This window comes from Streptomyces sp. NBC_00554 (assembly GCF_041431135.1).
Lineage (GTDB): Bacteria > Actinomycetota > Actinomycetes > Streptomycetales > Streptomycetaceae > Streptomyces.
This window is the reverse complement of the sequence record NZ_CP107799.1, coordinates 6,665,161-6,686,865: the sequence shown is the minus strand read 5'-3', so window position 1 is coordinate 6,686,865 and position 21,705 is coordinate 6,665,161. Positions and strand designations below refer to the sequence as shown.

Annotated in this window: 16 protein-coding genes; all 16 read right to left on the bottom strand. The window is 69.5% G+C overall.

The annotated features are described in order from the left end of the window. Window positions 1–192 precede the first annotated feature (192 nt). Window positions 193–2,283 (bottom strand): hypothetical protein, encoded by a 2,091-nt coding sequence (locus OG266_RS29480; RefSeq protein ID WP_371549248.1) that lies wholly within the window; start codon window positions 2,281–2,283, stop codon window positions 193–195. A gap of 138 nt (window positions 2,284–2,421) precedes the next feature. Next, window positions 2,422–3,921 carry a D-ribitol-5-phosphate cytidylyltransferase gene (locus tag OG266_RS29475; protein WP_371549246.1) on the bottom strand — a complete coding sequence of 500 codons (1,500 nt, stop codon included), beginning with the start codon at window positions 3,919–3,921 and terminating at the stop codon, window positions 2,422–2,424. A gap of 222 nt (window positions 3,922–4,143) precedes the next feature. Continuing rightward, entirely contained in the window at window positions 4,144–5,346 is a 1,203-nt protein-coding gene (locus OG266_RS29470; RefSeq protein WP_371549245.1) for a hypothetical protein, read from the bottom strand. Between the two features lie 165 nt (window positions 5,347–5,511). Then, window positions 5,512–6,948, bottom strand: a complete 1,437-nt coding sequence (gene obgE, locus OG266_RS29465) for a GTPase ObgE (protein WP_371549243.1) — start codon at window positions 6,946–6,948, stop codon at window positions 5,512–5,514. A 135-nt stretch (window positions 6,949–7,083) separates the two neighbouring features. Then, window positions 7,084–7,338, bottom strand: coding sequence for a 50S ribosomal protein L27 (rpmA, locus tag OG266_RS29460; RefSeq protein ID WP_028802588.1), 255 nt, complete (start codon window positions 7,336–7,338; stop codon window positions 7,084–7,086). 14 nt (window positions 7,339–7,352) lie between these two features. Further along, window positions 7,353–7,673, bottom strand: a complete 321-nt coding sequence (rplU, locus tag OG266_RS29455) for a 50S ribosomal protein L21 (RefSeq protein WP_081221565.1) — start codon at window positions 7,671–7,673, stop codon at window positions 7,353–7,355. Window positions 7,674–7,947: 274 nt separating this feature from the next. Further along, window positions 7,948–8,742: a class I SAM-dependent methyltransferase gene (locus OG266_RS29450; RefSeq protein ID WP_329547617.1), complete on the bottom strand. Its 795-nt coding sequence runs from the start codon at window positions 8,740–8,742 to the stop codon at window positions 7,948–7,950. Between the two features lie 96 nt (window positions 8,743–8,838). Beyond that, window positions 8,839–9,435 (bottom strand): dTDP-4-dehydrorhamnose 3,5-epimerase, encoded by a 597-nt coding sequence (gene rfbC / locus OG266_RS29445; RefSeq protein WP_266462392.1) that lies wholly within the window; start codon window positions 9,433–9,435, stop codon window positions 8,839–8,841. A gap of 20 nt (window positions 9,436–9,455) precedes the next feature. Continuing rightward, window positions 9,456–11,048 (bottom strand): glycosyltransferase family 2 protein, encoded by a 1,593-nt coding sequence (locus OG266_RS29440; RefSeq protein ID WP_371549240.1) that lies wholly within the window; start codon window positions 11,046–11,048, stop codon window positions 9,456–9,458. Further along, window positions 11,045–11,944 carry a dTDP-4-dehydrorhamnose reductase gene (rfbD, locus tag OG266_RS29435; RefSeq protein WP_371549238.1) on the bottom strand — a complete coding sequence of 300 codons (900 nt, stop codon included), beginning with the start codon at window positions 11,942–11,944 and terminating at the stop codon, window positions 11,045–11,047. The genes OG266_RS29440 and rfbD overlap by 4 nt, the downstream gene beginning before the upstream one ends. Continuing rightward, window positions 11,941–12,951 (bottom strand): dTDP-glucose 4,6-dehydratase, encoded by a 1,011-nt coding sequence (gene rfbB, locus OG266_RS29430; protein ID WP_266462385.1) that lies wholly within the window; start codon window positions 12,949–12,951, stop codon window positions 11,941–11,943. Before rfbB ends, rfbD begins: the two co-directional genes overlap by 4 nt. After that, entirely contained in the window at window positions 12,948–14,015 is a 1,068-nt protein-coding gene (locus OG266_RS29425) for a glucose-1-phosphate thymidylyltransferase (RefSeq protein WP_266462382.1), read from the bottom strand. Before OG266_RS29425 ends, rfbB begins: the two co-directional genes overlap by 4 nt. A 258-nt stretch (window positions 14,016–14,273) precedes the next feature. Then, window positions 14,274–18,176, bottom strand: coding sequence for an Rne/Rng family ribonuclease (locus OG266_RS29420; RefSeq protein WP_371549235.1), 3,903 nt, complete (start codon window positions 18,174–18,176; stop codon window positions 14,274–14,276). Between the two features lie 245 nt (window positions 18,177–18,421). Next, the gene (locus tag OG266_RS29415; RefSeq protein ID WP_371549233.1) at window positions 18,422–19,288 is read right to left on the bottom strand and encodes a TIGR03936 family radical SAM-associated protein; all 867 of its coding nucleotides are present in this window, start codon (window positions 19,286–19,288) and stop codon (window positions 18,422–18,424) included. A gap of 48 nt (window positions 19,289–19,336) precedes the next feature. Next, entirely contained in the window at window positions 19,337–20,527 is a 1,191-nt protein-coding gene (locus OG266_RS29410) for a hypothetical protein (RefSeq protein ID WP_371549231.1), read from the bottom strand. Window positions 20,528–20,592: 65 nt separating this feature from the next. Further along, window positions 20,593–21,573, bottom strand: a complete 981-nt coding sequence (locus OG266_RS29405) for an NADPH:quinone reductase (RefSeq protein ID WP_371549229.1) — start codon at window positions 21,571–21,573, stop codon at window positions 20,593–20,595. Between the last annotated feature and the right edge of the window lie 132 nt (window positions 21,574–21,705).

The following is a 21,705-nucleotide window of genomic DNA, read 5'->3' as shown; positions in this document are numbered from 1 at the left end:
CTGCTGTGCATCCCCTCGCGTCCGGTCCTGCTGCCCACCCGGCAATCTACGTGAAGGGGACCGGGCGTCGCGCATCGGTCCAGTTCCCGGACAGGCTTCTCGCGCGTTTCGCCCGGGTGTCACGCGGAAGGGCCCGGCTCCCGAGGGAAGTCCTCGGGAGCCGGGCCCTGAAGCAACCAGCGGAACCCGCGATCAGCCCTTGACCGCGGCTCCGTCGGTGTCGCCGGGAAGCGCACTCGCCAGGTCCGCGGCCGGAGCGCCCGCGGCCGAAGTGCCGTTCTCCTGGCCGAGGTTGCGCGTCTCGGCCTTCTGCGCCAGCTGCCGCACCGCGGAGTTGAACTGGTCGATCGAGGTCGGCTCGTCGGGCCCGAGCAGATACCGCTTCAGCTCCTGGCGTTCGGCGGCCTGCGCGTCGGCCGCCGGGTCGCGCACCGCGGCCAGCAACTGGCCCAGTTCGGCGGCCGAGTTGGACAGGATCACGGCGGCACGTACCGCGGTGTTCTGCCGCTTGAACTCCTCGGCGCCGAGCTCGGCGGAGTCGGTGACGGCGTACGGCTTGCCGCTCGCGATGAAGTCGGAGACCACGCTGGAGATGTCCGAGACCATCGCGTCGGAGACGTTGAAGCAGTCGTACAGACGCGGTTCGGCGCCCGTGACGACCTTGTGCTCCCAGCTGGGGATGGCACGCCAGTAGGCGTCGTCCCACTCGCCCCGCAGCCGGGCGATCTCCGCGTGCTTCTGGACGTCGACCACGCCGTCCCGGCTGGCCTCGGCCTCGTCGCCCTTCTGAGCGCCGGCCCCGGACAGCTCGGCCAGGCGGGCCTCGATACGGGTCAGCTCGGCCTTGGCCTGAGCCTGGACGGCCGTGTCGACGGTGAACCGGGAGTCGGCGGCGCGGGCGACCGCGGCCTTCTCGACCAGCGCGGTGATGCGCCGATGGGCGGCAGCGGCCTCGGCGCTGACGGTGCCGGTGAAGGGGTGCGGCTTGTAGAGCACCCGGACCGGCGGGTCGGCCTTCACCAGCTTCTTCACGATGGTCTCGCCGGCGAGCACGAGGGAGGTGTTGCCGGGGTTGCCGTCCCAGCCCTCCCAGGTGGGCGCGTACAGAACCGTGGGAGTACCTTCCGGCACGCCCTGCCAGGGCTGGATCGGCGCCAGTTGCGGGCGGCCGACCTCGACGATGTCCTCGTCGCGGACGCCGACGTCGGCGATGGCGTAGCGGTCGCGCCCGGCACGGCCGGCGGTCCACACCTCGTCGTACGCCTTGCTGAACGGGTTGACGCTGGCGAGCTTGTCGCTGTCGCCGTGGCCGATGAAGACGTGCTTCATGGTCGGGACGCGTAGCAGGTGGATGTTCTTGCCGACGTTCGCCGCGTACAGCGCGACCCGCACCGTGGACAGGTCCATGTTCATCAGGTGCACCCCTCCGGGCACGCAGATGACCGGCACGGTGGTGGGCGCCATGAGCTCCAGGATGGCGCGCTCACGGAGGATGATCAGCGGCCGGGTGTCCAGCTCCTCCATCGTCTCGAGCCACATGTTGACCTGGTACGCGGAGTCCTTGGAGCCCGAGAAGTAGAGCGCCGTCTCCGGGCGGTGCTCGCGCAGCCAGGAGTCGGTCGCCGCCAGGACCTCGTCCGCGCTCGGCGGGGTGCTCTTTCCGCGGACGTACGGGACGAGCGCGACGACGTAGCCGAAGGCCAGCACCAGTGTGATGGCGATGCCGACGAACCCGTACACGGCCGAGTCGGTCGCCGCGGTGACGAGCACGCCGACGACCGCGGCCAGGTCGAGGTGGAGCATCTTCTCGGCGTTCCGGTCCAGCAGGAACGCCGGGGGCGCGTCCGGGATGCGGATGCGCGAGCCCAGGTCGAGGTTGCGGGTGGCGACGGGCATCTTGCGGCGCGACCGGATCAGCGTGACCAGCGCGCTGTGCGGGGCCTGGAAGCCGTAGAAGGCGAGGAAGCACGCGATCGCCGCGTAGAAGACCGTGCTCTCGGACAGGTCGGCGCGCGCCAGGAGCAGCACCAGGAGCAGCTGCCGGATCAGGAACCTGATGGACAGACCGGCCCGTACCTTGCTGAGGCGGTTGATCAGATAGCTGCCACGCCGGTGCAGATAGTGGTCCGCCAGGTACGTCACGGCGGCCGCGGCCGCGAAGGCGGGGACGCTCGGAATGAGCGCGGCGAGCATCAGGCAGGGGAAGCCCAGCATCATGAGGGCCGCCGCCGCCAGCTCGGCCGCGCTGCCCACCCGGGCGACGCGAATAGCGGTGGAAATCACGGAGAAACCTGCTCTTGAGGGGTGAGTGCCGGTTTAATGCCAAAAAAGAGAGTTTGAAATTTTACGGATTCAGGCCTCTGCGAATGCGTGGAAAACACGCGAACACAGAGGCCTGAATTCTGAAGATCGATTAATTGATTATGCCACGCCGTCCTGGCGGTCCAGGACGGCGGCCAGGGCCGCCTCGAAACCGGAGGCCGTTCCGGCACCGGCCGTCGGGTCCTGCTGACGGACGTCGATCACGTGCCCGGTGAGCTCGGAGAGCAGCACGTCGAGCGAGGTCTGCGCGACGGCCTCGGACGAGAGCAGCGAACCCGCGGGCTCCTGGCCGAACGCCTTGGTCCGCATCGGGGTCGCGGTGCGCTCGGGGTTGATGCAGTTGACGCGGATGCCGTCGCCGGCCCACTCGTCGGACAGCGCCTGGGTCAGGTTGACCATGGCGGCCTTGGTCGAGGAGTAGAGGCTGTACTCGGCACGCCCGCGGGTGTAGCTGCTGGACGTGTAGAGGAGCAGCTGGCCGTTGGTCTCGGCCAGGTACTTGTAGGAGGAGCGGGCGATCTGCACCGGGGCCAGGTAGTTGACCTTCAGCGCTTCCTCGATGGTCGCGTTGTCGGTCTCGGCGAGCTTGCCGATGCGCAGCACGCCCGCGGTGTTGATGACGTAGTCGATGCGCCCGGTCTCCGCGTACGCCGTGGACAGCGCGTCGTCGACCTCCTCCGGGTTCTCGACGTGCGTGCCGGTGGTCGAGCGGCCCAGCGCGTACGTCTTGGCGCCGAAGCGCGCGGCGAGTTCGGCTATGTCCTTGCCGATGCCGTACGAGCCGCCGAAGACGACCAGGGTCTTGCCGGTGAGCAGCTCCCGGTAGGCGGCCTCGTCGGCCTGCTCGGGCGCGGCGGTGGAGGCGAGCTGGAAGAGCTTGTCGGCGATGAAGACGTCGACGGGCTGCGTGACCTTCATGTTGTACTCGTCGCCCGCGACGACGTGGATCGGCACGTCCGGCAGGTACTTGAGTACGACGCTGCAGTCGTCGGTGGCCTGGAAGTTCGGGTCGTTCGCGGCGACCTCGTAGGCCCGGCGGATCGTGGACAGCTTGAACGCCTGGGGCGTCTGGCCGCGGCGCAGCCGGGAGCGGTCCGGGATCTCGGTGATGAACTCGCCGTCCTCGCCGTGCGTGCGGGTCACGATGATCGTGTCCGCGGACGGGATGGCGACGTCGACGGCCTGGTAGCGCTCCAGGGCGGTGACGCAGTCGTCGATGACACGCTCGGAGAGCAGCGGGCGCACGGCGTCGTGGAACAGGACGTTGGCGTCCTCGCCCTCGGCCAGGCCCTCACCGAGGGCCGCGATGGCACGCTCGGTGGTCTCGTTCCGCGTCGAGCCGCCTTCGATGATCCTCGTCACCTTGGCGAAGCCCGCCTTCGCAACGATCTTCTCCACGTCCGGCACATAGCCCGGAGCCATCAGCACGATGATGTCGTCGATCGAATCGGCGTTCTCGAAGGTGGTCAGCGTGTGCTCGATGACCGCCTTGCCGGCGATCTTCAGCAGCTGCTTCGGAATCGACAGACCCACGCGCTGTCCGGTCCCACCAGCAAGGATCACTGCGGTGGTACGGGGCTTGGCAAAGTGCTCAGACACAGGTGACCTACCTTGGGGCGACAGGGAACCTACGAATGGTCCCACTTTCGGTTACTGGCATGCAAGGTGAGCGATGTCTGTTGCATATGTGCACGCAACCGATTATTCACCTTGCATGCAGGCGCCTTCCCAGAACCCGAACCGGATTGTCCGGATTTGCTGTGAGTAACTGCACACGATTTCCGTGCGTCCTTCACTCCGGCGGCAAGTGCTTCGCCTCACTCAGGTCCGCTTCAGGCGCTTGAGAACCCGGTGACCCAGTACCCGGACGAGTTCCCTGGACGAGGTCTGGTGAACAGTACGCACCGGCGCCGCCCGGCGCGCAGGAGCGGCGGCCGCGACGGCGAGCGCCCCGTACAGCGCCTGGGCCGCCACCTCCGGAGCGATCCGCGCACCCGCCGGCGCCGCGCCCTCCGGAGCCGGTACGACGGCCGGTACGACGGACAGCAGCGCCGGATCGCCCAGAACCCGTACGCCCATGGCCCCGATCCGCCCGGCCATTTCCGCGCCGATACCCGCGGCGGCCTCCAGCGCCCACACCGGTGTGCTGATCCGCGCGTCTCCCGGGGCGGGGCGGCAGGTGTTCTTCATATGCATGACCGCGCCGCCGCGCACGAGCTTGGAATACAGCTCGTCGGGCAGTCCGTTGCCGCGGAATTCCATGTTGAGCTTCCGCAGCATTTCGGTCTCGGCGAGCGTGAGGGAGCGGTTGGCCGTGTCCGGCACCTCCTCCAGAAGGCCGTCGGGCAGGCCGAGGAGCGATTCGAAGGTGCGCATCAGGCCGCCGCGGTCGCTGTCGTCGACCACGACGACGGTGATGTTCTCCGCGCCGACGACCCGCGCCCAGCGCTCCACGAGCCGGTCGTGGCGGTGCCGGCGCCAGAAACTCGGGTTGGGCTTCTCGTACGGGGCCTTGCGCAGCATGTGCGTCAGCCAGTCCTCGTAGCCCATGCGCAGGCCGTTCTGCACGTACTGCTGCCACTGCGAGGGCATGATCTTCGCGAGCGGGCGCAGGGTGATCAGGACGTGTACGCGGTCCCGGCCCAGGTCGTCGACGATCCGGGCGATGGTCTCGTCGTCGGGAGCGTCGGCGAAGAACTCGCTGCTGACCACCGAGGTGCGCTTCCCGGTGGCGTGCACCAGGTCCACGAGCCGCTGCCAGTGCCCCTCGGTGGGCTTGGTCTCGCCCATCATGCCGGGCCGGGCGCAGACCCCCAGGGCGGCCTCCATCGGGTGTCTGCTGGGCGCCGGGAAGACGACGCCGTGCTCGGCCATCGCGTCCCTCGCGGCGAACAGCGCGCCCTGGATCGACGTGGTCCCGGTCTTGTGGGGACCTATGTGCAGCAGCCGGGTACCCACCGGAAGCGGGGCCGGCGCGGCCGTCTCAGCGGCCGCCGCGTCAGGTGTCGAACAATCAATCTCCATGGTAAGAGGACATTAAGAGCAGATGCTGAGGACAGACTGAGAATGCCCTGGGACTCGCGTGAGTCCCAGGGCACCGGTTTGTTCGTACGAGTGGAATGGGCCGTACGGGTTGTACGAGCCGGACGGCCCGGCACCTGTACCAGGCGCCCCGGGCAGCCAGGGAGCCTAGAAGGGCTCGAAGTCGTCGTACTCCTTCTCGGCCTCGTCCCGCTCCGCCTGCTTGTCACGGCGACGCTGGGTGGCGGGACGCGGTTCGTCCAGCCGGTGGTCCTCGCCACGGCGGCCGAGCATCTCCGCACCGGCCATGACCGTGGGCTCCCAGTCGAAGACGACCGCGTTCTCCTCGGGGCCGATGGCGACGCCGTCGCCCGAGCGGGCGCCCGCCTTCATCAGCTCCGTCTCGACACCGAGACGGCTGAGGCGGTCGGCGAGATAGCCGACGGCCTCGTCGTTGCTGAAGTCGGTCTGGCGGACCCAGCGTTCGGGCTTCTCGCCGCGGACGCGGTAGAGGCCGTCCTCCTCGCGGGCCACGGTGAAGCCGGCGTCGTCGACGGCCTTCGGGCGGATGACGATGCGGGTCGCCTCCTCCGTCGGCTTGGCGGCGCGTCCCTGCGCGACCACCTCGGCGAGCGCGTAGGACAGCTCCTTGAGGCCCATGTGCGCGACCGCGGACACTTCGAAGACGCGGTAGCCGCGCGACTCCAGCTCGGGCCGCACCATCTCGGCGAGGTCCTTGCCGTCCGGTACGTCGATCTTGTTGAGGACGACCATGCGCGGCCGGTCGCCGAGACCGCCGTACTGCTTCAGCTCCTCCTCGATGATGTCGAGGTCGGAGACGGGGTCGCGCTCGGACTCCAGGGTCGCGGTGTCCAGGACGTGCACCAGCACGCTGCACCGCTCGACGTGGCGCAGGAACTCCAGGCCGAGCCCCTTGCCCTGGCTGGCGCCGGGGATGAGCCCGGGCACGTCGGCGATCGTGTAGACCGTCGAACCGGCCGTGACCACACCGAGGTTGGGGACCAGGGTCGTGAAGGGGTAGTCCGCGATCTTCGGCTTGGCGGCGCTCAGCACCGAGATCAGCGAGGACTTGCCCGCGCTCGGGTAGCCGACGAGTGCCACGTCCGCGACGGTCTTCAGCTCAAGGACGATGTCCTGGAGGCCACCGGGCACACCGAGCAGCGCGAAGCCGGGCGCCTTGCGGCGGGCCGAGGACAGCGCCGCGTTGCCGAGGCCACCGCGGCCGCCCTCCGCGGCGACGTACGTCGTGCCCTGGCCGACCAGGTCCGCGAGGACGTTGCCCGCCTTGTCCTGCACCACCGTGCCGTCCGGCACCGGCAGGATCAGGTCCTGCCCGTCCTTGCCGGAGCGGTTGCCGCCCTCGCCGGGCTTGCCGCTGGTCGCCTTGCGGTGCGGGGAGTGGTGGTAGTCGAGCAGCGTGGTCACGGCCTGGTCGACGACGAGGATCACGTCACCGCCCTGGCCGCCGTTGCCGCCGTCCGGGCCGCCGAGCGGCTTGAACTTCTCCCGGTGTACGGAGGCACAGCCGTGACCTCCGCTACCCGCGGCGACATGCAGCTCGACGCGGTCCACGAAGGTGGTCATGGGATGTGCCTCCAGTTACGTACGGAAAGTCTTTTGGATGTCGTGCCCTCGTTAGGGCCACATCCATTGAAAACACGCGAAAGGCGGACCCGCTTCCCGAAAGGGAAGTGAGGTCCGCCTCGCGAAAAGTACCGGTCAGGCGACCGGAACGATGTTCACGACCTTGCGGCCACGGTGGGTACCGAACTCCACCGCACCGGCGTCAAGGGCGAACAGCGTGTCGTCCTTGCCACGGCCGACGCCGTTGCCCGGGTGGAAGTGGGTGCCGCGCTGGCGGACCAGAATCTCACCGGCGTTGACGACCTGACCGCCGAAGCGCTTCACGCCGAGCCGCTGAGCATTGGAGTCGCGACCGTTCCGAGTGGACGATGCGCCCTTCTTGTGTGCCATGTCTCCTCAGTCCCTTACTTCGCAGCCGCGGGGATCTCAGTGACCTTGATCGCCGTGTACTGCTGGCGGTGGCCCTGACGACGGCGGTAACCGGTCTTGTTCTTGTACCGAAGGATGTCGATCTTGACGCCCTTGTGGTGGTCCACGATCTCGGCCTGGACCTTGATCCCAGCCAGGACCCACGGGTCGCTGGTCACGGCTTCGCCGTCGACAACGAGCAGCGTAGAGAGCTCTACGGTGTCGCCAACCTTGGCAGTGGAAATCTTGTCAACCTCAACGATGTCGCCTACAGCAACCTTGTGCTGGCGACCACCGCTGCGCACGATGGCGTACACGCGGATCTCACTCTCTGACTCGAAGCGGGACCCTCGCAGTCCAGCCGCACGCAGGGCGAGCGGCCTCTCCCGGAGACCGGGAGGCTTCCGGAAGAGTCCGGAAGGAAGGGTTTACGAGGGGCATGGCGCGCAATGAACACGCCGACGGTCTAGGTTACGGGGCGCCGGTCGGGGGGTCAAACCGGGCCCTGGCAGGGGCAGCGCCCCGCATTTCAGCCGACGAAGTCGGCCTTGTCCCCCGGGCCGTCGTCCTCGGCCCGAGGGTCAATCGGTGTCAGCCGGCAACCGCTTCGATGCTGCGGCGGATGGGCGCGAACGCCGAGCGAGGGCGACGCAGATTGCGGGCCCTGACCAGGGCCGGCCAGAAGTCCGCCCCGAGCAGGGCCTCGCCCTGGATGGCGTTCTTGCGCAGCAGGACTTCCTCCGGGACGACCTGCGGGTCGTCCCTGCGGTACTCCTCCATGATCTTGTCGTAGTTGTCCTTCAGCACGGTGCTGGTCGGGTCCGCCCCGAAGATCGCGACGACACCGGTCGGAACCGTGTCGAGTTCCACCACCACAAGATCGGGGCGGAAGCGCCGCAGTACCTGCGCCACCTTGAACACGTCGCCGGTCCACATCCCGGTGTGCCGGTCGCGGGCCGCCTCGTCGACGTCGCGCGGCAGCATGTCGTCCAGCACGATCACGCTCGACCAGCGCGAGTGCCGCTCGACGTTCATGAAGTCCCGCAGTGCGAACTCGAAGAGGTGCATGCCGTCGATGAACGACAGGTCGAGCCGCGGCTCACCGCCGAGGAGGTTCAGCACATCGCGGCGGGCGAGAGCGCGGAACGGGTTGCGCCCGTTCCGCAGGTGGATCAGCGGGTCCTTCCGCTCGAAGAAGGCATCGCTCGTCGCCTTGACCAGGTGCACGTCACAGCTGAGCTCCGACGTCACCTTGAATGCCGGGTCGATGGCGACCGTGGGGACTCGAGACAGCGTCAGGCTGCGGCCGTCATTGACTCCGATCTCAAGATAGTTGCGGGGTCGGTAAACCTTGTGCAGCTGGCGAAGAATTCCGTGCCGATCCACGTGGAACGCGCCCTTCACTGGCAGTTGACGAAACACCGATCCAACGGAAGCTAGCGGGGAGTTGACCGGGGAGTAAACACCTACCGGTCGGTAACCTCAGCGCTTGTCAAGGTCCGCACGATAAGCGATGCAGTCCTCGTATCTGGGGAGCAGTCCCTGAGCCGCCGCGTCCGCGAGCGTCGGAGCAGCGGCATCCTTGTCCGACAGCAACGGCTCCACGTCCGCCGGCCATTCGATGCCCAGCTCGGGATCGAGGGGATGGATGCCGTGCTCCCGCTGCGGTGCGTAGCCCTCGGAACAGAGGTAGACGACCGTCGCGTCGTCGGTCAGCGCCAGGAAGGCGTGGCCGAGACCTTCGGACAGGTAGACCGAGGCGTGTGTCTCGTCGTCGAGCCGGACCAGTTCCCACTGCCCGTAGGTGGGGGAGCCGACCCGGATGTCGACGATGGCGTCGAGCACCGCGCCGCGTACGCACTTCACGTACTTGGCCTGGCTCGGCGGCACGTCGGCGAAGTGGATACCGCGCAGGGTGCCGCGGCGGGAGACCGAGCAGTTGGCCTGGGCCAGGGACAGGTCGTGCCCGGTGCTCGCCCGGAAATCCGCTCCGCCGAACCACTCGTGGAAGCTACCGCGCTCGTCCGGAAAGACGTTGGGCTCGTAGACCCAGGCGCCTTCGATAGAGAGGGGTTTCATGATGTAGCGGGACCTCCGGGTCAGGATGCGAGAACTCGTTTGACCTTCTTGGCGACTCTGCGCCAAGCGGTCTGGGATCCGGCCGACTTGTCCGGCACCTTGTGCATGTTTCCGCCGATGTCCAGAGCCAGCCGCCCGTCCCGGGTCCAGTAGGGGGCGGCCTGGATGTTCTGGCGCTGCGAGCGCGCACCGCCGCAGGGCAGCAGTTCACTCACCGGGCCGCCCTCGACACGGGCCATCCGGTCGATCCCGAGCAGCTGGACGTTGACGTGAACGTCGTAGAGGCCCTTGGGGAGCCGACCGCCGCACGCGGCGGTGTCGGGGTCGATGCGGAGGGTTCCCTGGATCTCCACGGTCCCGTCAGCGGTGACAGTCACCTTGGACTCGACTTCGGGGAACCAGGCCTGCGACTTGTTGCGCTGTCGCAGCTGGAAATCGATGGCCGCACGGTTCTCGATGTCCTTGAAGGTCCAGTCGGGTCCGCCGTCGATCCCGTGGACCAGGGCGAGGTCGAGGCCGTAGCCGTCGGCCAGCTTCCTGACCTTCACCGTGGCACCGTCCTCGTACCGCAGCCGGGCACGGAACGGCGCCACAAGGGCGCCCTTCCGCCAGCGCACGGGTCCGCTGAACTCGACCTCGCTGACGGCGTCGCGGTAACGCTTGGCCACCTTGCGCAGGTCCTCGACCCGGTCGGCCTCGAGCAGTTCGGCGCGGAACCGCCAGAGCGGCGGCAGCCCCTCACGGACGGAGTCCGAGTACTCCTCGACGACTACCTTCCGGGCCGCCTCGTAGTGCCCCATGCTGTGGGGATCGCCGTTCAGGAAACCCGTCGTGGCGGTGTTCCGCAGGACTTCGACCCGGTAGTTACGCGTCAGGAAGGCGTCGCGCGCCGGTCCGGGAGTCGTGTTGGCCTTGACGATCTGCGCGGTCTTGGCAAGCCACGGGTAGTACTCCGCCGGCTCGGTACGGCCCTTGCTGTTGTTACTGCCGTCGTCGCGCTTGCTCCAGTCGTAGCACACGACATCGCCGACGATCGTGATGCTCTTGGCGAGCGGAAAGGCCTTCGCCAGGAACATCTGGTCCTCGAGACGGCAGCGCCCTTCCTGGAAGGTGATGTCGTTGTCGAGCAGGAACTGACGCCGGAACATCTTGTGCGGAGTCAGCGTCTCGTACAGCTCGGCGAACTCCGGACCGGTGCGTTCGACCGACTCGCGGAAAAGGCGAATGGGGCCACGCATGTTCCCCTTCACCTTGCCGACGACGATGTCGGAATTGTTCTTCAGCGCCCGGTCGTACATGACCTCCAGCGCCTTCGGGCCCAAGCCGTCGTCCTGGTCGAGGAAATGCACGTACTCGCCGAGTGCGCTGGCGACACCGACGTTACGGGGGCGCCCGGGCCAGCCCGAGTTCGGCATGGAGAGCACCCGGAAGTTCTCAGTCTTTTCGGCCACCGACTGGAGCCGCTCCGCGGAGTCATCGGTCGACCCGTCGTCGACGAAGATCACCTCGATCTCTTCCTGCGGCAGCGTCTGCTTCAGGATCGAGCTGATCGGGCGCTCGATGTACTCCCCCGCGTTGTAGACCGGGATGACGATGCTGACCTTCACGGTCATGGATTCCCCTCCTGAAGCTCTGCGACCAGCACGGGCATCGCGGAGCTGAGTCCTTCGGACCAGTCACGTATCGGTTCGATGCCGGCCTGCTGCCAACGATCGTGACCCAGCACGCTGTACGCGGGCCGGGGCGCGGGGCGGGCGAACGCCGCGCTGGTGGTCGGCCGGACCCGCGCCGCATCGGCGCCGAGCAGCCGGAAGATCTCCTGCGTGAAACCGAACCAGGTGGTCTCGCCACTACTGGTGCCGTGATACACGCCGGCCGGAGCGGTGCCGGCCAGCGCGGCCTGGCCCAGCAGGACCAGCCGGTCGGCCAGATCCACCGTCCAGGTGGGCTGACCTCGCTGGTCGTCGACGACGTCCAGGGTGTCCTTGACGGCTTCCAGCTTGATCATCGTGCGGACGAAGTTGCCGCCGCCCGCGCCGTACAGCCATGCCGTACGGACCACGAAGCCGCTGTCGGGAAGCGTCGCGAGGACCGCCTGCTCACCGACCAGCTTCGTGCGGCCGTACGCGCTGCGCGGGCCGGTCGGGGCGTCCTCCGCGTACGGCTTCTCGGCGTCGCCGGGGAAGACGTAGTCCGTGGAGACGTGCAGGAGTACGGCGTCCAGCTCGCGGCACGCCTCGGCCAGGTGGCGGGGGCCGTCACCGTTGATCCGCAGGGCGTCGTCCTCGCGGGTCTCCGCGTCGTCCACGGCCGTCCAGGCGGCGCAGTTGACCACGACGGCCGGGCGGTGCTCGGAGAGAACGGCCTGTACGGCGGCGGGGTCGGTGATGTCCAGGTCGGCGCGGGCGACCGCGACCGCCGGGATGCCGGCGCCGGCGAGCCGGGCCAGGACATCCTGCGCGAGCATCCCGCCCGCACCGGTCACCAGCCAGTTCCGGGTGTCACTCACAGGGCCGCGCGCTCCTTCAGCGGTTCCCACCACGCGCGGTTCTCGCGGTACCACTGGACCGTCTCCGCGAGACCCTGCTCGAAGGTCTTGCGCGGGACGTAGCCCAGCTCCTCGCGGATCTTGGTGCAGTCGACCGAGTAGCGGCGGTCGTGGCCCTTGCGGTCCTCGACGTACTCGACGCTGGTCTCCCAGTCGGCGCCGCACGCCTCGAGCAGCAGCCCGGTCAGCTCCTTGTTGCTGAGCTCCGTACCGCCGCCGATGTTGTAGACCTCGCCCGCGCGGCCCTTGGTGCGGACCAGGTCGATGCCCTGCACGTGGTCGTCGATGTGCAGCCAGTCGCGGACGTTGCCGCCGTCGCCGTACAGCGGGACCTTCTTGCCGTCGAGGAGGTTGGTGACGAAGAGCGGGATGACCTTCTCGGGGAAGTGGTGGTGCCCGTAGTTGTTCGAGCAGCGGGTGACGCGGACGTCCAGGCCGTGGGTGCGGTGGTAGGACAGCGCGATCAGGTCGCTGGAGGCCTTCGCCGAGGAGTAGGGCGAGTTGGGCTCAAGCGGGTGGGTCTCCGGCCAGGAGCCCTCGTCGATCGAGCCGTAGACCTCGTCGGTGGAGATGTGCACGAAGGTCTTGATGCCCGCCCGGTGCGCCGCGTCGATGAGCGTGTGGGTACCCACCACGTTCGTACGGACGAACTCGGCGCCGCCGTCGATGGAGCGGTCGACGTGCGACTCGGCGGCGAAGTGCACGACCTCGTCGTGCTCGGCCATCAGCTTGCCGACCAGCTCGGGGTCGCAGATGTCGCCCTGCACGAAGGCGAATCCGGGGTGCTCGCGCACCTCGTCGAGGTTGGCCGGGTTGCCCGCGTACGTCAGCTTGTCCAGGACGGTGATCGAGACATCACCGGGACCCTGGGGGCCGAGCAGCGTACGGACGTAGTGGGAGCCGATGAAACCGGCGCCGCCGGTCACCAGAATCCGGGTCGGGCGGGCGGGAGAAGAAGGCGTCGTCATGAAGAGATCTGCACCTTGCTGTGATCACCGAGCACGAGCCGGTGGGCTGCGGGGTTGCGGGGGGCGGGAGTGACTTCGACATCGCGGCCGATCAGCGAGGCCTCCACCCGGCGCACGCCGGTCACGGAGGAGCCGCGCAGCACGATGGAGTACTCGATCTCGCTGTCCTCGATCCGGCAGTCCTCGGAGACGGAGGTGAACGGACCGATGTACGCGTCGCTCACCACTGTGCCGGCGCCGATGATCGCGGGTCCGACGATCCGGCTGCCGCTGACACGGGCACCCGCCTCGATGCGCACCCTGCCGATGATCTCGCTGTCCTCGTCCACCGTGCCCTCGTTCACCGGGTCCACGGTCTCCAGGACGGACCGGTTGACCTCCAGCATGTCGGTGACGTTGCCGGTGTCCTTCCAGTAGCCGGAGATCGTGGTGGAGCGGACGTCACGCTTCTCGTCGATCAGCCACTGGATGGCGTGCGTGATCTCCAGTTCGCCGCGCCAGGAGGGCTCGATGGAGCGGACGGCCTCGTGTATGGCCGCGGTGAAGAGGTAGACGCCGACGAGCGCCAGATCGCTCTTGGGCTTCTTCGGCTTCTCCTCCAGGCCCACCACCAGGCCCTTGTCGTCGAGTTCCGCGACGCCGAAGGAGGTGGGGTTGGGAACCCTGGTCAGCAGGATCTGCGCGTCGGGCCGGTCGGCCCGGAACTCCTCCACCAGGCCGGTGATGCCACCGACGATGAAGTTGTCGCCGAGGTACATGACGAAGTCGTCGTCGCCGAGGAAGTCCTGGGCGATGAGCACCGCATGTGCGAGCCCGAGCGGCGCGTCCTGCGGGATGTAGGTGACCTTGATTCCGAACTGGGAACCGTCACCCACCGCCTCGCGGATCTCGTCGGCGGTGTCCCCGACGACGATCCCGACCTCGGTGACCCCGGCTTCGGCGATCGCCTCCAGGCCGTAGAACAGCACAGGCTTGTTGGCTACCGGCACCAACTGCTTGGCCGAGGTGTGCGTGATCGGGCGGAGGCGGGTGCCCGCTCCCCCGGAGAGCACGAGAGCCTTCACGTGTTGCCCCCAGATACTATGTTCATAAGGGAAAAATATCCCATTTTGTCTAAGTTTGATGTCAATCTCGCTCCTCATCTTAGCCCGGTCGTGCATCATCGATTCACACGTCGTTCACCTATGCGATTCACAGATGACGACCCGCGGTCCGGAATGATCCGGCCCATCACGCAAGAACGGCGGTGGCCCGCCCGGTTCTCACCGGGCGGGCCACCGCCGTTCTTCAGCCCCGTCGCGCGGGGCGCTGGAGGGACTGGGTCAGTCCTCCGTGACCGCCGACACCGTCGACTGGTCCTGCTGCTCGGCCGCCGCGGTCTTCTTCGACGCCGCCTTCTTGGCGGTCGTCTTCTTCGCGGCGGTCTTCTTCGCAACCGCCTTCTTGGCCACGGCCTTCTTGGCGGGGGCCTTCTTCGCGGTCGCCTTCTTGGCCGTCTTGCGGGCGGCCGTCTTCTTGGCCGGAGCCTCGGCGTCCGCCTCGGTTTCGGCCGTCTCGGTCACCGTCTCCGCCTGGACCGACGGGACGACCACGACGGCCGCCTCCTCGGACGCGGTGGGCGCGGTGGCCTTGCGGACGGCGCGACGCCGCGGGCGGGCCGGGGCGGCGCTCTCAGCGGGCGCCTCGACGGTCTGCTCGGCCTTCGGCTCCTGCGGGGCAGCCTCCGGCACGGGCGCCGCGACCGGCTCCGTGACCGTCACGACGGCCTCTTCCGCGGCCTTCGGCGAACCGGCCGGGGCCGACACCTTCCGGGTCGCACGACGCCGCGTACGCCCCTTGGGAGCGGCCTCGTCCTCCTGTACGGCGGCCACGGGGGCCGGGGTCTCCTCGACCGCCTGGACAGCCGGAGCCTCGACAACCGGAGCCTGCGCGGCCGGTGCCTCGACGACCGGGTCCTCGACCGCGGCCGGCTCGGCCTCGGCGACCTCGCGGGACTTCCGCTCCTCACGCCGGCCACGGGGAGCCCGCTCCTCGCCCTTGGGCGCACCCGCGGGAGCCGACGCACGCCGGGTGGCCCGGCGCCGCGAACGCCCACGGGAAGCCGCGGCCTCCGCCTCGGCGGCGCTGCTGTACAGCTCCTCGTCGGGCACGAACTCGGGCTGCGCGAACGGGACCGGAGCGGCGACCTCGGCAGCCACCTCGGCCTCGGTCTCGATCTCGTCCTCGTCGACGGATTCGTCGGTCTCCGTGCCCAGGGCCTCGTGCTCGTGCGTGTGCTCCTGCTCGGAACCGCCCCGGCCGCGCTTCTTGCGCTTGCCGCCGCCTCCGGCGGAGGTCGGCTGCTCCATGTGCACGATGACACCGCGGCCGTTGCAGTGGACGCAGGTCTCGGAGAAGGACTCGAGCAGACCCTGTCCGACGCGCTTGCGCGTCATCTGGACGAGGCCCAGCGAGGTCACCTCCGCCACCTGGTGCTTCGTACGGTCGCGTCCCAGGCATTCGAGCAGGCGCCGCAGCACCAGGTCCCTGTTGGACTCCAGGACCATGTCGATGAAGTCGATGACGACGATGCCGCCGAGGTCGCGCAGCCGCAGCTGGCGCACGATCTCCTCGGCCGCCTCCAGGTTGTTCCTGGTCACGGTCTCTTCGAGGTTGCCGCCCTGACCGGTGAACTTGCCGGTGTTGACGTCGACCACGACCATCGCCTCGGTCTTGTCGATCACCAGCGAACCGCCGCTGGGCAGCCAGACCTTGCGGTCAAGCGCCTTCATCAGCTGCTCGTCGATCCGGTACGTCGCGAAGACGTCGACCTCGGAGGTCCACTTCGACAGCCGGTCGGTCAGGTCGGGCGCGACATGGGCGACGTACCCGTGGATGGTGTCCCATGCCTCGTCACCGCTGACGATGACCTTGGAGAAGTCCTCGTTGAAGATGTCGCGGACGACGCGGACGGTCATGTCCGGCTCGCCGTACAGCAGAGTCGGCGCGTTGCCGCTCTTCGACTTCTTCTGGATGTCCTCCCACTGACCCTGCAGCCGCTCGACGTCACGGCGCAGCTCGTCCTCGCTCGCGCCCTCGGCGGCGGTGCGCACGATGACGCCCGCGTCCTCGGGGACGATCTTCTTGAGGATGGTCTTCAGGCGAGCGCGCTCGGTGTCGGGCAGCTTGCGGCTGATGCCGGTCATCGAGCCCTCGGGCACGTAGACCAGGTAGCGGCCGGGCAGGGACACCTGGCTGGTGAGACGGGCGCCCTTGTGGCCGATCGGGTCCTTCGTGACCTGCACGAGCACCGACTGGCCGGACTTCAGCGCGCTCTCGATACGGCGCGGCCCGTTGGCCATGCCGAGCGCCTCGAAGTTGACCTCACCGGCGTAGAGCACGGCGTTGCGGCCCTTGCCGATGTCGATGAAGGCGGCCTCCATCGACGGCAGGACGTTCTGCACCTTGCCCAGGTAGACATTGCCGACGTACGAGGTCGACTGCTCCTTGTTGACGTAGTGCTCGACGAGCACGTTGTCCTCGAGGACGCCGATCTGGGTGCGCTCGCCGCTCTGGCGGACGACCATCACACGCTCGACGGCCTCACGGCGGGCCAGGAACTCGGCCTCGGTGATGATCGGAACGCGCCGGCGGCCCTGCTCGCGCCCTTCACGGCGGCGCTGCTTCTTGGCTTCGAGGCGGGTCGAGCCCTTGATGGACTGCACCTCGTCGGACGGGTGCTCGTCCCGCTTGCTGCTGCGGGGCTCGCGGACCTTGACGACGGTGCGCTCGGGGTCGCTCTCGGCGGGCTCGGTGTCGGGACCGGAGTCACCGGCGCGACGCCGACGGCGCCGACGCCTGCGGCTGCTGCTGGAACCGCCCGACTCCTCGCGCTCGTCGCCCTCCTCGGCGTCCTCTTCGGCCTGCTCGGCGGTGTCCTCGGCGTCCTGCGCGGCCTGCTCGGCGGCGTAGTCGTCGTCACCGGACTCGCCGTCCGACTCGGCGGACTCACCACGACGACGGCGACGGCCGCCACGGCGGCGACGACGACGGGAGCCCGCGGACTCCTCGTCACCCTCGTCACCGTCTGCGGCATCCTCGACGTCCTCGGCGGGCTCCTCCACCTCTTCGGCGGCGGGCTCCACAGCCGCGGGCTCCTCCTCGACGGCCCGGCGGCGACGGCGCCTGCGCGGCCCCGTCTCCTCCTCGACGGCCTCAGGGGCTACGACGGTCTCGCGAACCTGCGGAGCGGCGGGGGCCTCGACGACCTCCTCGACCTCCTCCTCCGCAGCCTCGGCGGCAGCCGCTGCGGCGGCCCGCTCCGGCGTCTGGAACATCGGCTCGGTGAACACGGGCGCCTGGAACACGGCGACGGCCGGACGCGCGGGCTTGCGCGCTGACTCGGCTTCCTTCGGTGCGGGCGCGGAGAACCCGACGGCGGCCTTGCGCGTGGCGCGGCGGCGGCCGCGCCGCGGGGCCTCGTCCTCGGTCTGCGCGGGCTCGGCCTGCGCGACCTCGGCCTGCGCGGGCTCCTCGGGCTGGGTCTCGCTGGTCACGGGCGCCTCCACACGCTCGTCGACGGTGTCGCCCTCGGGCGCACCGGCGGGTGCGGAGACGCGCCGGGTGGCGCGACGACGGGTGGTGCGGCGGGGGGCGGCTTCCTCTACGGGAGCGGCCTCCTCTGCCTCGACGACGGCGGGCTCCGCCGGGGCGGCGTCGACGGCCGTCACCGGCTCCTCGACGGCCTCGGCGGCCTTGGGCGCGCCGGTGGGCGCGGAAGCGCGGCGGGTCGCACGACGACGCGGACGACCGGCCGGAGCGGCTTCCTCGGTCTCGACGGCGGCAACGGGGGCGGGTGCCTCGGCGGGCACCACGGTCTCCGCGACCTCAGCCGCCTCGGCCGTCTCCGACGCACCGGCGGGTGCGGACACCCGACGAGTGGCACGACGACGCGCACGACGCGGCGCGGCTTCCTCAGCCACCGCCTCTTCGGTGTCTTCGGCCTCAACGGTCTCTTCGACCGCTTCGGCCTGGACGACCGCTGCTGTTTCGTCCGCCTCCTCCGCGAGGTCGGCGGACGCCACGGCCGGTATGGCCGGCGCGGTGGTCTCGGCCACGGCTTCGGCGGCGCCCGTGGGCGGGCCGGCCGGGCGCGACGCTGCGCGGCGGCGGCGCCGCGGCGGCAGGGTGTCGCTGGGAGTGTTGTTGTTGTCGGAACCCTCAGTGGGTTCGATCGGCTCGAGCATGCGGGTGGATCTCCCGTCAGGCTCCCGGGCGCCGCACCTGGTCCGGCAGTGCCGGTGACGTCCGCGGCTCGCGCGATGCGCGGTGCCGCCGTCCGGGGCGCGGGCGCCGCACGGGAGCTCTCTGTGTCCTGTCTCGCCGGTTCCGTACGCCATGTGTGCGTACGGCCTGGCGAAAGTCTTGTGGTCGGTGCGCTGCCCGACCCAGGTGGCTCCCGAGTACGAGGGCGGCGCTACGACATCTGTCCTTACGCGGGACCTTCCGGCACCGGCGCCTTCGCGGCGGCAGATCCGGCGACCGCCTCTTCGTGAGAGGGAGGGACTGCCATGACTGCCTCGCGGTCGGGCGCGAGCGGGTCGGTCACCGTGCCGGTCTCTTCATCGAACAGCCCCTGCGCCAGCCTGGTCACCGCAGCGGCGACCGGCGGCGCCAGGTCGGCCACGGCGCGAAGACCGGACAGGACGTCGTCGGGTCGAACGGCAGGCGTCACGTGCCGAACAACCAGCCGCAGTATCGCACAGGCCTGGTCGCTCGACCTATCAGCCTGTGGACTGTTCGTCTCACTGCTTGTCTCGCTGCTTGCTTCACTACTTGCTTCACTGCTTGCCGCAGTGCTTGATCCGCTGCTTGCTTCAAGGCTTGCCACGGCGGCGCGGGCATCGAACGTCCGCATGCCGTTCTTGGTCTTGCGCTGCACCTCGACGGCGTCCGCCGCCTTGAAAGCCTCGACCGCGCGCTCCGCCTCTGCCGGGTCCACGCCGTCGAGGCGCAGCTCCCAGACGGAAGCGGTGAGCCGGTCGGCGAGCCCGGAGGTCCGGGCCTCGACCGCCTCGATGATGTCGAGCCCGACAGGCATCGACTCGTCGAGGAGATCGCGCAGCTTGTCCGGGTCACGCGCCTCGGTGAGCGCGATCTCCAGATACTCCGCCTCACTGCCCGTGCCGGTGGGTGCGGCATTGGCGTACGACACCTTCGGATGCGGCGTGAACCCCGCCGAGTACGCCATCGGCACCTCGGCACGGCGCAACGCACGCTCGAAGGCGCGCTGGAAGTCACGGTGGCTGGTGAACCGGAGGCGGCCGCGCTTGGTGTAGCGCAGTCGGATGCGCTGCACCGCGAGTGCGGGCGGCGGGCCTTCGGGCTGTCGCTTGCCCAGTGTCGTTCAGTCCTTCGTGAGAGCGGTCCTACTACTACCTAGAGTACGTGTCTCGTCGGCTCCCGGTTCCCTCCGGGACGCTCCGGAAGGAATGGGCGAGGGCTCGAGCGGCACCGGCACGGGCTCCCCAGGCGCCCCGAAAAGCATCCGCCGGAAGTCCGCGCGGGCCTGCCGGGCGGACTCCCGGGCGGTCGCGAGGGCCTGCCGTGTCGCCCGTCCCACGCTGCGCGCGGCCTCGGCGGCGGGCCGCAGGACCGTGTCCCGGACGGCATGCCCGACGGGCGTCAGCACGCTCAGGTACACCCACCGCACCGGCTCCACGAAGATCCACCGGAAGAGTCGCCCGAGGAACCGCCCGACGGCGAGCGAGATGTACCCGGCGACGCGCCAGGCGTGCCCGAGCGCCTCACCGACCTCCCGCCCTATGACGAGGAGGACACGCCCGATCGGCGCGAGCACCCACCGCCACACGGCGAGCGCGGGCAGCACCAGCAGCACACGCAACGTCCAGTAGAGCGCGACACCGATCCCGGTGAAGATCATCCGTACGAGCCACACGAGCCCCCGCACGGTCCAGGCGATGCCCCTCCCGACGGGCGCGAGGATCCACTCGTACAGCCACACACCCGGCACGACGAACAGGTACTTCACCAGCCACGCGACGGCGGTGTACACCCCGGTCCCGACAGCCGCGAGCACCATCCCCGCGCCCTTCCCCAGCCAGGCGATCGCATGCCCGACGGGCGTGAGCACCCGCGCGTACACCCAGCCGGCCCCGGCCCCGATCCCGCGGAACACCCAGCCGATCCCGGCCCCGACACCCCGGGCCAGCCAGGCGAGCGCATGCCCGATCGGCGTCAGCACGGTCCGGTACAGCCATACCAGCGGCACGACGACCAGCACGTGCCCGAGCCACCCGACCGCCTTCCCGGCCGGCACGACGACGTACCGCCACACCGTCACCAACGGCCAGACGAACACCGCCCACGCCAGCAACGCCAGCGCCCGCCCCACCGGCCGCAGCGCGTAGTCCCGCAGAAACCGGCCACCGACGACCAGCGCGTCCCACACCATCCGCACCGGCACGACCAGTACGAGCACCACGATCCGCACCGGGATGCGGATCGCGACCGCGAGGCACCCCTCGGCCTGCGCCTGGGGTACGGGTCGCTCGGCGGGCGTTTTCTCCAGATCCATACCGACGTAGACGCATCAGCCCACCGCATGGATGCGCCCTGTCCGGTCCGGATCCGATAACGCTGTTACCGGGGGACGGTGACCAGCACGCGCCCCCGGCCGCCGGCGTCGACGCGGTCGTGGGCCTTGGCGATCTCGTCGAGCGGGCAGCGGTCGCCGATGTCGACGGTGAGGGCTCCGACGGCGGCCGCGGCGGTGAGATCGCGGGCAGCCTGGCGTCTGGCCCCGGCGGGGAAGTCGTCGCTGCCGAGCATGCGGAGGGTGACGTTGGCGAACAGCAGGGGCCAGAAGGGGAGTTCGGGGCGGTCGGTGCGGGTGGCGTAGGCGGCGATGACCGCGTCGTTCGCGACCACCGCGGCGTCCAGGTCGGCGTTGTCCGACAGGGCCACCTCGACGATGCGGTCGACGCCCCGCGGTGCGTACGCGCGGATCGCCCCGGCCGGGTCGTCCTGGTCGAGGGCGACGGCGTGGGACACCACGGCGGGGTCGACGCGGTCCAGGTCTTCGCCGTGTCGCACCGTGGCGAGGACGGTGGCCCCGCCCCAGCGGGCGAGCTGGGCGGCCAGTGAGCCGACGCCGCCGAGCACGCCGTGCACCAGCACGAGCCTGCCATCGACCGGGCCGTCGGCGAACACGGTCCGGTGGGCGGTGATCCCGGGAATGCCCAGGCTCGCCCCGAGTTCGTCGCTCAGGTGCTCGGGCAGCGGCACCGCCAGATCCTCGGGTACGACGGTGTACTGGGCGGCGGTGCCGAAGGGCCGGTAGGACTGGGCGCCGTACACCCACACCCGCCGACCGACCCGGCGTGCGTCGACACCGTCGCCCACCGCGTCGATGACACCGGCCGCGTCACTGTGCGGGATCACCCGGGGATAGGGCATGGCCGAGCCGAGCCAGCCACGCCGTTTCTTGGTGTCGCCGGGATTGACACCCGACACGGTCACCCGGACGCGGACCTCGCCGGGACCGGGCTCCGGATCGGGCAGTTCACAGACCCGAAGCACCTCGACAGCGGGACCCTGTCGCTCGTACCAGGACGCAAGCATGGTCAGCCCTCCTTGGCCCCACCGGCCCCGAGTGCCCGGCCGGGGCGATCCTCAGTGCGTGTGCCCGCTGACCGCCGGCTGATTGACCGTCAGCGGCAGCAGCTTCTTGCCCGTGGGGCCGATCTGAATCGT

Coding starts and splice junctions, on each gene's coding strand:
- OG266_RS29470 (WP_371549245.1), bottom strand. CDS start 5,346: ATGGAGATTGATTGTTCGACACCTGACGCGGCGGCCGCTGAGACGGCC.
- obgE (WP_371549243.1), bottom strand. CDS start 6,948: ATGACCACCTTCGTGGACCGCGTCGAGCTGCATGTCGCCGCGGGTAGC.
- rpmA (WP_028802588.1), bottom strand. CDS start 7,338: ATGGCACACAAGAAGGGCGCATCGTCCACTCGGAACGGTCGCGACTCC.
- rfbC (WP_266462392.1), bottom strand. CDS start 9,435: ATGAAACCCCTCTCTATCGAAGGCGCCTGGGTCTACGAGCCCAACGTC.
- OG266_RS29440 (WP_371549240.1), bottom strand. CDS start 11,048: ATGACCGTGAAGGTCAGCATCGTCATCCCGGTCTACAACGCGGGGGAG.
- rfbB (WP_266462385.1), bottom strand. CDS start 12,951: ATGACGACGCCTTCTTCTCCCGCCCGCCCGACCCGGATTCTGGTGACC.
- OG266_RS29420 (WP_371549235.1), bottom strand. CDS start 18,176: ATGCTCGAGCCGATCGAACCCACTGAGGGTTCCGACAACAACAACACT.
- OG266_RS29410 (WP_371549231.1), bottom strand. CDS start 20,527: ATGGATCTGGAGAAAACGCCCGCCGAGCGACCCGTACCCCAGGCGCAG.
- OG266_RS29405 (WP_371549229.1), bottom strand. CDS start 21,573: ATGCTTGCGTCCTGGTACGAGCGACAGGGTCCCGCTGTCGAGGTGCTT.